The following is a 13308-nucleotide window of genomic DNA, read 5'->3' as shown; positions in this document are numbered from 1 at the left end:
TCCGGCGCAAGTCCATGACCGTCCACCGAACCGTGACCGCCTCCGGCTGAAGGAGACCTCCGTGACCACCCCCGACTGGCTTGTCTTCCGGGGTACCGGCGAGCCGCACGACGGCGTCGAGCGGCTGCCCGCACCGCCGCCGTGGAGGGACTTCGACGGAAGGCCGACGGTCGGCCGGGCGCCCGGCCTGGGCACCGAGTCCGAGCGCCGCCTCGGCCTGCGCGGTCTGCGGGGCAACGCCTGGCGGCCCCAGGAGCTGGAGTTGATCAACGCCGCGCTCTACCTGCGCCGCCCCCTCCTCGTCACCGGCGATCCCGGCTCCGGCAAGTCCACCCTCGCCCACGCCATCGCCCACGAACTGAACCTCGGACGGGTGCTGCACTGGCCCATCGTGAGCCGCTCGACCCTGCGCGAGGGCCTCTACACCTACGACGCGATCGCCCGCCTCCAGGACATGCAGCTGGCCAAGGAACGCGGCGGGCCCCACACCGAGGACATCGGCGAGTACCTGCGGCTCGGCCCCCTCGGCACAGCCCTCCTGCCGTACGACCGTCCACGCGTGCTGCTCGTCGACGAACTCGACAAGAGCGACATCGACCTGCCCAACGACCTCCTGAACGCCCTGGAAGAGGGCGAGTTCCGCATCACCGAACTCCAGCGGATCGCGCGCCGCCAGCCGGAGGCCGCCGTCCTGACCGACGACGGCGGACGGGCCCCGGTCATCGAGGGCCGTGTCCGCTGCCGGGCCTTCCCGGTCGTCGTCATGACCAGCAACGGCGAACGCGACTTCCCGGCTCCGCTGTTGCGCCGATGCCTCCACCTCGACCTGCCCTCGCCCCGCGACGACGAGGCGGGCCAGGCCCGGCTGGAGGCCATGGTCCGCGCCCACTTCGGCGACACCGACCGGCCCGCCCACGACGCGCTGATCCGCGACTTCCTGCGCTCCAGCCCCGGCTCCCTGCGCGCCGCCGACCAACTCCTCAACGCCATCTACCTCACCCAGGAGACCGTCCGCGACAGCGAACCCGACCGCCGACGGCTCGCCGAGCTGCTGATGCGCCCACTCGACCAGGGCGAGCACGGAACACGCTGATGCCGGGGGAGCACTCGGACAGGCTGGTGGGCGAGCTCGTCGACCGGCTGCGGGGCGCGCTGGGCGTCGAGCCGAGCGCCCGGGAGCTGGCTGAATCGCTCTGGCTGGCAGGGCACTTGGGAGGGGTTCTGCCGGAAGGCCGGGAGGCGGCGCGCCAGGAGACTCCGGCACCGCCACGTGAGCCGCGCGAGAAGCAGTCCCCGCTGCGGCCGCAGCCCGACGCTCCCGCTCCTCGGGGCGGACTCCACGACCGGGCGCGTCTCCACCCGCCCCGCCCCGAACCTTCCGTGCCGGCACCCGCCCAGGCGGCCGCGACGCCCGTCCGGGTCCCCGTCGCCACCACCCTCCCCGACCCGCTCCACCTCCAGCGCGCCCTGCGCCCGCTCCAGCGGTACCGCCCTCCCGTACGCCCGCCCGCGCACCACCTCGACGAGCAGGCGACCGCCGAACGGGCCGCGGAGACCGGGCTGTTGCTCCCCGTCCTGCACGTCGAAGCGCGCCGAGAGGCACGACTGCGCCTGCTGATGGACGCCTCGACCTCGACCGTCGTGTGGCAGAGCACCCTGGAGGAACTCCGGCAGATCTGCGCCGGCATCGGCGCCTTCCGTGAAGTGTCCGTGCACTACGTCCATCAGGGCGCCGACGGCCGCCTGCTGGCCGGCACCGCACCCGACCCGGAGGCCGGACTGCGGCGGCCCGCGGAGCAGTTGCGCGATCCCACGGGCCGCCAGCTCACGCTCGTCCTCAGCGACTGCGCGGGCCCGCTGTGGCGATCCGGCCGGATGCAGCGGCTCCTGCACCACTGGGGCCGGGTGGCGCCCGTGGCGGTCGTACAGCCGCTGCCCCGGCGCATGTGGCACCGCACCCATCTGCCCGCACTGCCCGGAGTGCTTCGACGGCGTGAAGGGCTGGGCGCGCGGCTGGAGTTCAGCGCGCGGGCGGGCGATGTACCGGAACAGGCCCTCCCCGTACCGGTGCTCGCTCCGGCACGGTTCGCGCTGGGCACGTGGGCACGGCTGCTGTCGGCGGACACCGGGCTGTCGCTGCCCGCCGCGGCCGCGTGGGTGCGGGCGGACCATCCGGCGGCCCGGTCCCGGCCCAGGGCGAACGAGGCGGACGCGGACACCCTCGTCCACACCTTCCGCCGGACCGCCTCCCGCCAGGCCGTCTCGCTTGCCGTGTGGTTCTCGGCGGTACCCCTGACCCTGCCGGTCATGCAACTCGTCCAGCGGGTGATGCTGCCGCGATCCGGACCGGCCGTGCTGGCGGAGGTGCTGCTGGGCGGGCTGGTGCGGCGCGGGGCGGAGGACGGGTGGTACGACTTCGCGCCGGGCGTACGGGAGGCGCTGCTCCGTCTGCTGTCCCGAGGGGACGCGCAACTGCTCCTCAAGCACTGCGGCGACTACGTGGAGCGGAACTTCGGGCGCCGGGCGCGGAACTTCCCGGCACTGGCCCTCGCGCAGCTGACCGGGGACGACCGGACGGCAGGGGGCGGGGAGGCGGTGCCGGGGGCGTTCGCCGAGGTGTCGGCCCTGGTGGTGGGGCGGTATCTGGGGCACAAGACGCAACGGCGGACGTTCGATGTCGTGTTCCAGGCCGAGGACCAGGAGTGGGCGACCTGGGTGGCGGGGGTGCTGGGAGCTCACGGGCAGGAGGTGAACCTGCGGTCCTGGGACCGTGGCGAGCAGCTGGAGAACGGCCTGAGACGGGCCCTGCGCGAGTACGGACGGCACGCAGTGCTTCTGTACGGCGATCGATGCGGGCCTCACGAGACACGGCTGGCGGAGGCGGCGGCCCACCAACAGGTGCTGGCCCTCGACGTCCGCAGCGGGGGTGTCACTCCGCCGCCCTGGGTCGGCGCTTCCTTGTCGTGGCTGCCCCAGAAGGTCGCCCTCTGGCTGCTCCTGCAACTGCTCGGCGTCGGGCGGAGCGCAGGCCTACCCGACTGGCCGGCGGCGGCTTTTCCGGGCGCCTCGCGGCTGGTGGTGGGTGAGATGCCCGAGGCAGACCCCGGAAACCCCTCCCCGGAGGGGTTGTTGGCTCGGCTCCGGGCGGAGCTGGGGTCGCGCCCCGGGACTGCCTCGTGCGTCCTGGTCGGGCCACCCGCGAGCGGCAAGTCGCAGGCCGCTGCCGAGTACGTGCGTCGCCATGGTGACGAGTACGACTTCGTCTGGTGGGTGCGCGGCGACAGCCGGGCGGAACGCCGGGAGGACATCAGGCAGTGCGCGTTCGCACTCGGTCTGCCGCCGTCGCACATGGCGGACCTGGACGGAGTGCTCTGGGAGTTGGGCCGGGCGAACGTGCGATGGCTGATCGTGCACGACGGCTGGAACGACCTCGGCCGTCCCGACGAGCTGCCCCTCCGCGGGGGGCAGGTCCTGGTCACGACCAGGGACGAGGCCGGGGCGGCCGCCGTGCGTGCGGTGCTGGTGCGGGTCGGCGGGGAGGCGGAGCCGCCCGTCACGGAGGCCGACCGGGAGGCACTGGTCCGGGGCGGTGTCGCACGCCTGAATGTCTCGCGGTCTGTCGGCGGTGTGGTTTCGTACACCGGCTTCTTCGTCGCGCCCTGCTGGTTGGTCACCACGAGGGCCGTCAATGCTTCCGTCCGCGAGATCGTCACCATGGACGGCCGGACCTACCAGGCCGGACGGATTCACGAGGCCGGCGACCTGGCGCTCGTTCATGTGCCGGAAGCCGTCGGCCCCGACTGCCTGTGGCTCAGCGACGTCACCCATGTGGGCCCCCGGGCTCCGGGGACGCTGTACGCGACCACCGGCATGGCGAATGCGGTGTATCTCCGGCCCCTCGCGGTGACGTTCACCAGGGCCCTGGGCAGGGACACCCTGTGGGTGGCCGACGAGCCGCCCATCCCGCTCGACGCCACGGGAGGGCCCGTCCTCGACCCCGTGGACGGCGCCGTCGTCGCGGTGATGACCGACCCGGCGCCCGGCGGAGGGGGAAAGGCCGTACGCGTCGGACAGCTCAAGCAGGCGTTGTGCGAGTCCGGCGAGGCCGAGCTCTGGCACAGTGTCGTGCAGGCGCACGACCGGTACCACGCGGAGTGTTTCCGCGCGCGCGGCTCGGACCGGACATGGACCGGCGTGCAGTCCACCGCCATCACGTTTTTCGACCAGCTTCTGCCTGCCGACCGCACCGAACTGTACGGCCTGCTCGCCGAGTTGCCCCCGCCGGACCGGCCGGAGACCGTGTACGAGTTGCTCGGGGAACGCCGGGCGGACCGCTACCCGCCCTACAGCTGGCGTGACGGGGTGGGGCTGTTGCACCGGGGCGATTCACAGACCCTCGCCCTGACATACGCCGCGCGTGTCTGGGCCGAGCTGGGGGTGTCCGGTGAGGAGTCGGCGGACTCAGCACGCGAGAAGCTGCGGGAGTGGGTCACGCAGGCCGCGTCGGCAAGGAACGAGAGCACCCGGCGGGCCGTCGCGCAGATCCTCGGCTCGACCCACGAAGTCACCCCCTTCGCGGACAACCTCCTCCTCGTCGACATCGGGCCCCGGCTCCTGGACATCGACCGGTACGTGTGGCGCCTCACACAGGTGCGGGGTGACGAGCGCACCACGATCGCGGAGTTCGGCGCCACCTCCCTTCCGGACCTCCGGCGTGCCCTGGGCCCGCAGGTGACGGAGGCACTACGCGCCTGCGACACCCCGGAGAGCAGAGCGAACGTGATCTTCTCGCTGCCCGTGAGCCTCGTATGGAACCCGCCCTGGGAGGAACACGCCATGGCCGAGCGGGTGGGGCCCCGATCCGTCGTGGTGCGCAACAGGGACCGCACCGGGCGTCCGATGCCGGTCCGGCAGCGACGCTGGGCCGCACTGTCCGAGGGCCCGCTGGTCGCGATCCGCGTGCCCCCACAGAGCATCATGACCCGCATGCTCCTGGAGGAGTCACCGGCGGCCGCCGTACTCGTCGGCTGCGCACACGAGTTCCCGGTGCTGCACGAGGCCGAGCGGTGCAGCATCCCCCTCGTCCTCTGGAACCGTGCCCCGGACCACGCCGACTGCGCCGAGTTCCGGGACCGAGCCGCAGAGGTCGTCCGGTCGTCCCGCACCCCCGCCGAACTCTTCGAGCGCATCGCCCACTTGCGCAGCCTCGACATCGTCTGGGCCCGCCACCTGGCGATCCACTACGACCCCCCGGACCTCCCCTGACCTCACACCTCATGACAAAGGGCCCGCCCCGGAAACCCGGGAGCGGGCCCTGTCGTTCAGGCCTGTTCAGAGGCTCACGCCTCGAACACCTCACGCACCAGCTGCTCCTGCTCCGCCTGGTGCCGCTTCGCGGAACCGACCGCCGGAGACGACGAGTGCGGGCGCGAGATCCGCCGCAGCCGCTCCCCGTGGGGCACGTCCGCGCCGACCGCCAGGTCCAGGTGGTCGATCAGGTTGAGGGCGATGAACGGCCAGGCGCCCTGGTTCGCCGGCTCCTCCTGGGCCCACAGGTACTTCTCGACGTTCGGGTACTTGGCGATCTCCGCCTGGAGCTCGGCACCCGGCAGCGGGTACAGCCGCTCGACACGGACGATGGCGATGTCCGTGGCGCCGCGCTTGGTGCGCTCGGCCTCCAGGTCGTAGTACAGCTTGCCCGCGACGAACACGACCTTGCGGACCGCGGCCGGGTCGACCGTGGAGTCGCCGATGACCGGGCGGAACTGACCCGACGTGAACTCCTCCGTCTTCGACGCGGCGGCCTTCAGGCGCAGCATCGACTTCGGGGTGAAGACCACCAGCGGCTTGTGGTGCGGGTTGTGCACCTGCCACCGCAGGAGGTGGAAGTAGTTCGACGGGAGGGTCGGCATCGCGACCGTCATGTTGTTCTGCGCGCACAGCTGGAGGAAGCGCTCGACGCGGGCGGACGAGTGGTCCGGGCCCTGGCCCTCGTAGCCGTGCGGGAGCAGGAGCGTGACGCCGGACGTCTGGCCCCACTTCTGCTCGGCCGCCGAGATGTACTCGTCGACCACCGTCTGCGCGCCGTTGACGAAGTCGCCGAACTGCGCCTCCCACATCACGAGCGCGTCGGGGCGGGCCAGCGAGTAGCCGTACTCGAAGCCCATGACCGCGTACTCGGAGAGCAGCGAGTTGTAGACGTTGTAGCGGGCCTGCTCCTCGGCGAGGTACTGGAGCGGGGTGTGCTCCTCGCCCGTCTCACGGTCGATGAGGACCGCGTGGCGCTGGCCGAAGGTGCCGCGCTGGGAGTCCTGGCCGGAGAGACGCACCGGGGTGCCCTCCAGGAGGAGGGAGCCGACGGCCAGCGTCTCGCCCATGCCCCAGTCGATCGTGCCGTCCTCGACCATCGTCGCCCGGCGCTGCAGCTGCGGCAGCAGACGCGGGTGGACGTGGAAGTGGTCGGGGATGTTGACCTGGGACTCGGCGATCCGCTTCACGACCTCCGAGGTGATCGCGGTGTTCACCGGGACCGGGAACTCGGCCTGCGGGTCCGAGACCGGGGCGACGCCCGGCTGCGAGGTGGCCTCACGGACCTCCGTGAAGACCTTCTCCAGCTGGCCCTGGTAGTCCTGCAGGGCCTGCTCGGCCTCTTCCAGGGTGATGTCGCCGCGACCGATCAGCGACTCGGTGTACAGCTTGCGCACCGAGCGCTTCTTGTCGATCAGGTCGTACATCAGCGGCTGGGTGAAGGCCGGGTTGTCCGACTCGTTGTGACCGCGGCGGCGGTAGCAGATGAGGTCGATCACCACGTCCTTGTTGAACGCCTGGCGGAACTCGAAGGCCAGCCGCGCGACGCGGACCACGGCCTCCGGGTCGTCGCCGTTCACGTGGAAGATCGGGGCCTCGATCATGCGGGCCACGTCCGTCGCGTACATGGAGGAACGCGAGGACTCGGGGGCCGCGGTGAAGCCGACCTGGTTGTTGATGACGATGTGGACCGTGCCGCCCGTGCGGTAGCCGCGCAGCTGCGACATGTTCAGGGTCTCGGCCACCACGCCCTGGCCCGCGAAGGCCGCGTCACCGTGCAGGGCGACCGGCAGGACGGTGAAGTCCGTGCCGCCCTTGTTGATGATGTCCTGCTTGGCGCGGGTGATGCCCTCGATGACCGGGTCGACCGTCTCCAGGTGGGAGGGGTTCGCGGCCAGCGAGACCGTGATCTGCTCGCCGTCCAGGCCGGTGAAGGTGCCCTGGGCGCCCAGGTGGTACTTCACGTCGCCGGAGCCGTGCATCGACTTCGGGTCGAGGTTGCCCTCGAACTCGCGGAAGATCTGCGCGTACGACTTGCCGACGATGTTGGCGAGCACGTTCAGCCGGCCGCGGTGGGCCATGCCGATGACGACCTCGTCCAGGCGCGACTCGGCGGCGGAGTCGATGACCGCGTCGAGCAGCGGGATGACGGACTCGCCGCCCTCCAGGGAGAAGCGCTTCTGGCCGACGTACTTCGTCTGCAGGAAGGTCTCGAAGGCCTCCGCCGCGTTCAGCCGGCGCAGGATGCGCAGCTGCTCCTCGCGCTCCGGCTTGGAGTGCGGGCGCTCCACCCGGTCCTGGATCCACTTGCGCTGCTTGGGGTCCTGGATGTGCATGAACTCGATGCCGGTGGTGCGGCAGTACGAGTCGCGCAGCACGCCGAGGATGTCGCGCAGCTTCATCATCGACTTGCCGGCGAAGCCGCCGACGGCGAACTCGCGCTCCAGGTCCCACAGGGTGAGGCCGTGCTCGGTGATGTCCAGGTCGGGGTGCTTGCGCTGGCGGTACTCCAGCGGGTCGGTGTCGGCCATGACGTGGCCGCGGACCCGGTAGGAGTGGATCAGCTCGAAGACCCGGGCGGCCTTGGTGACGTCGTCGTCGTGCGAGGCGTCGATGTCCTTGAGCCAGCGGACCGGCTCGTAGGGGATGCGCAGCGCCTCGAAGATCTCGTCGAAGAAGCCGTTCTCGCCGAGGAGGAGGTTGGCGACGATCCGCAGGAACTCGCCGGAGGCGGCGCCCTGGATGACCCGGTGGTCGTAGGTCGACGTGAGCGTCATGACCTTCGAGATGCCGAGCTTGTTCAGGGTGTCCTGGCTGGTGCCCTGGAACTCCGCCGGGTAGTCCATGGAGCCGACGCCCATGATGACCGACTGACCGGGCATCAGACGCGGGACCGAGTGGACGGTGCCGAGGCCGCCGGGGTTGGTCAGGGAGACCGTGACGCCGGTGAAGTCGTCCATCGTCAGCTTGCCGTCGCGGGCGCGGCGGACGATGTCCTCGTAGGCCTGCCAGAACTCGAAGAAGTTCAGCGTCTCGGCCTTCTTGATGCCCGCGACGACCAGCTGGCGGTCGCCGTTGGGCTTCACCAGGTCGATGGCGAGGCCGAAGTTGACGTGCGGCGGCTTGACGAGGGTGGGCTTCCCGTCCTTCTCCGCGTAGTGCCAGTTCATCGACGGCATCGTCTTGATGGCCTGCACCATCGCGTAGCCGATCAGGTGCGTGAAGGAGATCTTCCCGCCCCGGGCCCGCTTGAGGTGGTTGTTGATGACGATGCGGTTGTCGAACAGCAGCTTCACCGGGACCGCGCGCACGGACGTGGCCGTGGGCAGCTCCAGCGAGGCGTTCATGTTCTTCGCGACGGCGGCGGCGGGACCGCGCAGGGTCACCAGCTCGGGGCCGTCGGCGGCCTCGGCCGCGGGGGCGGCCTTGGCGGCAGCGGCGGGCTTGGCCGGAGCCGGGGCGGCCTTCGCGGGGGCGGGCGCCGGAGCGGCGGCCGCGGGCTTCGGGGCCGCGGGGGCCGGCGCGGGGGCGGGCGCCGCGGGGGCGGCCGGGGCCTGCGCAGCCGGGGCGGCGGGCGCCGCGGGTGCCGGGGTCGTGGTGGTCTCTGCGGCCCCCGCGGCCGCAGTACCCGCCGGAGCCGGGGCGGCGGGCGCCCCGGGCTTGTAGTCGGCGAAGAAGTCCCACCAGGCTCGGTCTACCGAATTCGGGTCCTGGAGGTACTGCTGATAGATCTCGTCGACGAGCCACTCGTTGGGGCCGAACGCCGCAGCGGGGTTCTTGCCCGCTTGGTCTGCGTCGGTCGAGATGCTCGAGTTACTGGGGGACTGTGGCGACACGGCGGCAACCGCCCTCTTCCGCTTCACAAGGTGATGGACAGCGGGAATAAAGGCTACGCCCCCAAGACCCGGAAGGTCAGGCCGGGCAGGTTCATCGTCGTGTAAGTCACATCGGAAACCGCGTTTCGGGCATGGAAATGGCGGGAAACAAACGCGGTTCCGGTACGGACCGAGGGTGCCGGGAAACGCCGAGGCAGGCCCTGCACGCTCAGCGTGCGGGCGTGTGCCTGATCACACGTGCCCGTCGGCGCGGACCGCGGTGGATCTTGAGGCTCCGGTTCGGACTTTACGTCAACTTTGAACGGATGTCTCTCCCGGGAGGGTGACGAGAATCCGGCAACCCCGCTCGGATTCGGCCACTCCGATCCCGCCACCGTGCAGGTCGACGGCCCAGCGGGCGATCGCGAGGCCCAGCCCAGTACCGCCGTCGCCGCCCTGACCGTTGGAGGCGCCCGCGCCACCCCGGTTGAACCGCTCGAAGACCCGGTGCCACTCCGAGCGCGGGATGCCGGGGCCCTCGTCCAGCACCTCCAGCTCCAGCGACTCCGGCAGCGTGCCGCGCCGCGCCTTCACGGTCACGCGGCCGTGCGGCGGGCTGTGCTTGACCGCGTTGTCGATGAGATTCGCCACTACCTGGTGGATCCGCTCGGGGTCCGCGTGCGCGGTCAGCTCCGGCGGGGACACGTCGAGATGCAGATGCACGTCCGTGCGCGTATGGCTGCCGGAGCCGGAGGCGATGCCCGCGCGCGCGGGCACGGCCATGTTGGCCTCCTTCAGCACGCCCGACAGGTACGGCCAGACCTCGAAGCGCCGCCGGCGCAGCGGTACGACCCCGTTGTCCAGCCGGGACAGGTCCAGCAGCGTCTCCACCAGACGGCCGAGCCGCTCGGTCTGCTTCAGGGCCGTACGCATGGTCTCCGGGTCGGCCGGGGAGACACCGTCGACGATGTTCTCCAGCACCGCCCTGAGGCCCGCGATGGGGGTGCGCAGCTCGTGCGAGACGTTCGCCACCAGCTCCTTGCGCTGGCGGTCCTGGGCCTCCAGGTCGTCGGCCATGCGGTTGATCGTCTGCGCCAGGTCGCCGAGCTCGTCGCGGCGGTTCTCGCGCACCCTGCGGGTGTAGTCGCCGTGCGAGATGGCCTTGGCGACCGCGTTCATGTCGTCCAGCGGCGCGGTCAGCGAATGGGCCACGAACTGCGTGATCAACAGGGTGGCGATCATCGAGAAGACCGTGATGAAGCGCAGCTCCGTCGCCGTGCGCATGGCGATCATCATCAGCCCGGTGGTGATCAGGACCGCGATGACGACCAGCGCGCCCAGCTTGGTCTTGATCGAGAACGGGCTCACACCGCCCCAGGGCTCCCCGGGGCTTCTCCGGCCGACCGGATCGCCGCTCATGGCGTCGGGGTCTCCAGCGCGTAGCCCACGCCGTGCACCGTGCGGATCCGCTCGGCGCCGATCTTCCGGCGCAGCGCCTTGATGTGGCTGTCGACCGTACGGGTGCCGGAGGCGTCCGCCCAGTCCCACACCTCGGCCAGGAGCTGCTCACGGGAGAGCACCGCGCGCGGGGTGTTCGCGAGGCACACCAGCAGGTCGAACTCGGTGGGCGTCAGATGCACGTCCTCGGAGTGCACGCGCACCCGCCGCTGGGCGTGGTCGATCTCCAGCTCGCCGAGGCGCAGGATGCCGCTTCTGGGCGTCGCGGCGGCCAGTGCGGCCCGCTCCACCCGGCGCAGCAGCACATGCACGCGGGCGGCCAGCTCCCGCATGGAGAACGGCTTGGTCATGTAGTCGTCGGCGCCGACGCCGAGCCCGACCAGCATGTCGGTCTCGTCGTCACGCGCGGTCAGCATCAGCACCGGCACCGGGCGCTGGGCCTGCACACGGCGGCAGACCTCCAGGCCGTCGAAGCCCGGCAGCATGATGTCGAGGATCAGCAGGTCGGGCTGCCAGGCCTCGGCGGTGTCGACGGCGGCCGGGCCGTCACCCGCGGTCTGCACGAGGAAACCCTCTGCGCGCAGGCGGGCCGCGATGGCGTCGACGATGGTCGCGTCGTCCTCGACCACCAGGACCCTGCGCTGTGCGCCCGGGGTCGCCGTCGTGCCGTTGTGGGATGTGTGGGTCTGCTCCATCGCCCGCCCCTGAGTTGCTTTCCGGAATCCGTGGGGTGATCCGTTACCTGGCTCATGCCTGCGCATGCTTGCGATTGACGCTTGAATGATCTGCGCCAGAGAAGCAGAGTACGGGGAGTCACCGTCCCAGGGCTATCCAGGTCGGACGGCGATGTGCACCACGTCGGGAACGCCACGGGCAACCGGGATCTCTTCGGTACGCACCTGTTGGAACCCGGCATTCCGCAAGGTTTCTTCGAAATCCGGAGACGGCTGAGCGGACCACACCACCAGCACCCCGCCCGGCTTCAACACCCTTGCGCAGATTGTCAGTCCGGCCGGTGAGTAGAGATCGTCGTTGCCCTCGGTGACGGTCCAGTCGGGACCGTTGTCGATGTCCAGGCAGAGCGCGTCATAAGTGGCGGATGTCTCACGGACGTACTCGATCAGATCGGCTTCCACGATCTGGGTGCGCGGATCGGCGACTGCCCGGGCCGACAGGGCGGCGAGGGGGCCGTCCAGGTGCCAGTCGATGATCGCGCGCTCGCGCTCCACGACCGTGATCGCGCCCCAGCGCGGGTCGGCCGCCGCGTGTGCGAGCGAGAAGCCCACTCCGAGGCCTCCGATCAGCACGTTCGGCGCCTCGCGGGGGCCCAGGGCGTCGAGCGCGGCGTCCACGAGGAGCCGCTCCGAGCGGCCGTCCGAGGTGTCCATCAGAAAGCAGCCGTTGGCGATGATCTGCAGTAACTCGCCGTGCCGGCGCAGCACGACCTCGCCGTACGGGCCCTCGCGACGGTCCAGGACCACGGGGGTGGCGTGGGTGTCGAAGGAGGCGGTCATGGCTTCATCCTGCACGAACTCGGGTTCGCGGTCAGGGGAATTACCGGGGGACGGGGGTTTGCCGGGGGCGCGATACAGCCCCGCGCCCCCCTGGGGCGCCCTCCCTGACGGTCTGTCACCGGATGACGCCTTTCGGGTGTCGATCGGTAAGTGGAGTTGCCCTCCGACGCAGGAAAAGCATGAGAGGTTGCTGTGAATCGCCTCTCGCGTGGCGTCGGTCACAGACAGGGACCCCTGTGGTTGCGAAGGCTGGGGCGCAACGGAAGGAGCGCCGCAACGTGGAACCCATCGCGACGGCCGACAATGAACCATCGGTCGCGCCCCTTCCCGACGTGTCCGGACTTCTCGACGGTATGCCGCGTCAGCGCGGCGCGGTCACCGTCGCCGTACCGACCGTTCAGGTGCCGCTCCCCGCGGCCCGCACCCTGCGCCCCTGGCGCCTCCTGCCGACCCCCACCGGTACGCCGTTCACCTTCGCCTACGCGATGGTCCTGGCGTTCACCACGCTGATCGCCACCTACGCCGCCCCGTCGGTGGTCGACGCCCTGCTCCAGGCCTCCAGCACGGACGACGCGCACCTCGTGCAGACGCCCGTGCTGGTGCTGCTCGCCAGCGGGCTGTGGATCGCGGGCGGGGTCGCGTCGCCGTACGTGCTCTGCTTTCTGCTCGTCCTGACGGCGCTGGAGCGGCGTCTGGGCGGGGCGCGCACGGCCGTCGTCTTCCTGCTGGGCCATGTCCTGGCCACCCTCGCGACCGAGGTCCCCGTGGGCCTGGCCGTGCTCGTGGGCCACCTCCCCGACAGCTCACTGCACCGCTTCGACTACGGCATCAGCTTCGGCGTCGCCGCCAGCGTCGGCGCCCTGGCCGGGCTGCTCACACCCTGGCTGCGCTGGCCGATGCTGGTCCTGTTCGGCGGCATGCTGGTCGAAGACCTGATCGAGTTCACGGACCCGCTGAGCAACTGGGGCCACCTGATCTCCCTGGCCATAGGCATCGCGACCTGGCCGATGATCCGCCGCTGGTACCGCACGACCACGGCCTGACGGCCGCTCGATCGCGGATTCTTTTCACCTCGCCCGGCGTTGTTGCTTTCAGCCTGCCCGGCGTTCTGTCTTTTCTGCCTTTTCAGCCCGTCCGGCTTTTGGGGACAAGGCCCCTTCAGGGCCGAAAGGCGGGGTCTGGGGGCTGTAAGCCCCCAGCAGCGCCCACCGCAC

General features: G+C 70.9%; 7 protein-coding genes. 3 read left to right on the top strand and 4 right to left on the bottom strand.

Translation table 11 applies throughout. The annotated features are described in order from the left end of the window. The first annotated feature begins 61 nt into the window (after nt 1–61). The gene (locus ACWCRD_RS31650; protein WP_450969173.1) at nt 62–1093 is read left to right on the top strand and encodes an AAA family ATPase; all 1032 of its coding nucleotides are present in this window, start codon (nt 62–64) and stop codon (nt 1091–1093) included. Further along, nucleotides 1093–5265: an SAV_2336 N-terminal domain-related protein gene (locus tag ACWCRD_RS31645; RefSeq protein ID WP_450969172.1), complete on the top strand. Its 4173-nt coding sequence runs from the start codon at nt 1093–1095 to the stop codon at nt 5263–5265. The genes ACWCRD_RS31650 and ACWCRD_RS31645 overlap by 1 nt, the downstream gene beginning before the upstream one ends. 74 nt (nt 5266–5339) lie before the next feature. Here ACWCRD_RS31645 and ACWCRD_RS31640 read toward each other — a convergent pair whose 3' ends face one another. The 4 genes from ACWCRD_RS31640 to ACWCRD_RS31625 all read right to left on the bottom strand — a co-directional run bounded on the left by ACWCRD_RS31640 (nt 5340) and on the right by ACWCRD_RS31625 (nt 12094). Then, a complete protein-coding gene (locus ACWCRD_RS31640) occupies nt 5340–9143 on the bottom strand; it encodes a multifunctional oxoglutarate decarboxylase/oxoglutarate dehydrogenase thiamine pyrophosphate-binding subunit/dihydrolipoyllysine-residue succinyltransferase subunit (protein ID WP_450969171.1) in 3804 nt (1267 codons plus the stop codon). A gap of 291 nt (nt 9144–9434) precedes the next feature. Continuing rightward, nucleotides 9435–10541: a HAMP domain-containing sensor histidine kinase gene (locus ACWCRD_RS31635; RefSeq protein ID WP_450969170.1), complete on the bottom strand. Its 1107-nt coding sequence runs from the start codon at nt 10539–10541 to the stop codon at nt 9435–9437. Continuing rightward, on the bottom strand, nt 10538–11275 hold the full coding sequence (locus ACWCRD_RS31630; RefSeq protein ID WP_123967420.1) for a response regulator transcription factor: 738 nt from the start codon (nt 11273–11275) through the stop codon (nt 10538–10540). Before ACWCRD_RS31630 ends, ACWCRD_RS31635 begins: the two co-directional genes overlap by 4 nt. 132 nt (nt 11276–11407) lie before the next feature. Beyond that, nucleotides 11408–12094, bottom strand: a complete 687-nt coding sequence (locus tag ACWCRD_RS31625; protein WP_450969169.1) for a spermidine synthase — start codon at nt 12092–12094, stop codon at nt 11408–11410. Between the two features lie 278 nt (nt 12095–12372). On the opposite strand from ACWCRD_RS31625, the gene ACWCRD_RS31620 reads away from it, so the two are divergent. Then, nucleotides 12373–13137, top strand: a complete 765-nt coding sequence (locus ACWCRD_RS31620; protein WP_450969168.1) for a rhomboid-like protein — start codon at nt 12373–12375, stop codon at nt 13135–13137. Nucleotides 13138–13308: the final 171 nt, after the last annotated feature.

It is taken from the genome of Streptomyces sp. NPDC002092 (assembly GCF_053593775.1).
The sequence above is the reverse complement of the archived record's forward strand: the minus strand, read 5'-3'. Positions and strand labels throughout refer to the sequence as shown.

What these genes read in the sequence shown, in the direction of transcription:
- ACWCRD_RS31630 (WP_123967420.1), bottom strand. Translation starts at nt 11,275, where the DNA reads ATGGAGCAGACCCACACATCCCACAACGGCACGACGGCGACCCCGGGC.
- ACWCRD_RS31645 (WP_450969172.1), top strand. Translation starts at nt 1,093, where the DNA reads ATGCCGGGGGAGCACTCGGACAGGCTGGTGGGCGAGCTCGTCGACCGG.
- ACWCRD_RS31625 (WP_450969169.1), bottom strand. Translation starts at nt 12,094, where the DNA reads ATGACCGCCTCCTTCGACACCCACGCCACCCCCGTGGTCCTGGACCGT.
- ACWCRD_RS31635 (WP_450969170.1), bottom strand. Translation starts at nt 10,541, where the DNA reads ATGAGCGGCGATCCGGTCGGCCGGAGAAGCCCCGGGGAGCCCTGGGGC.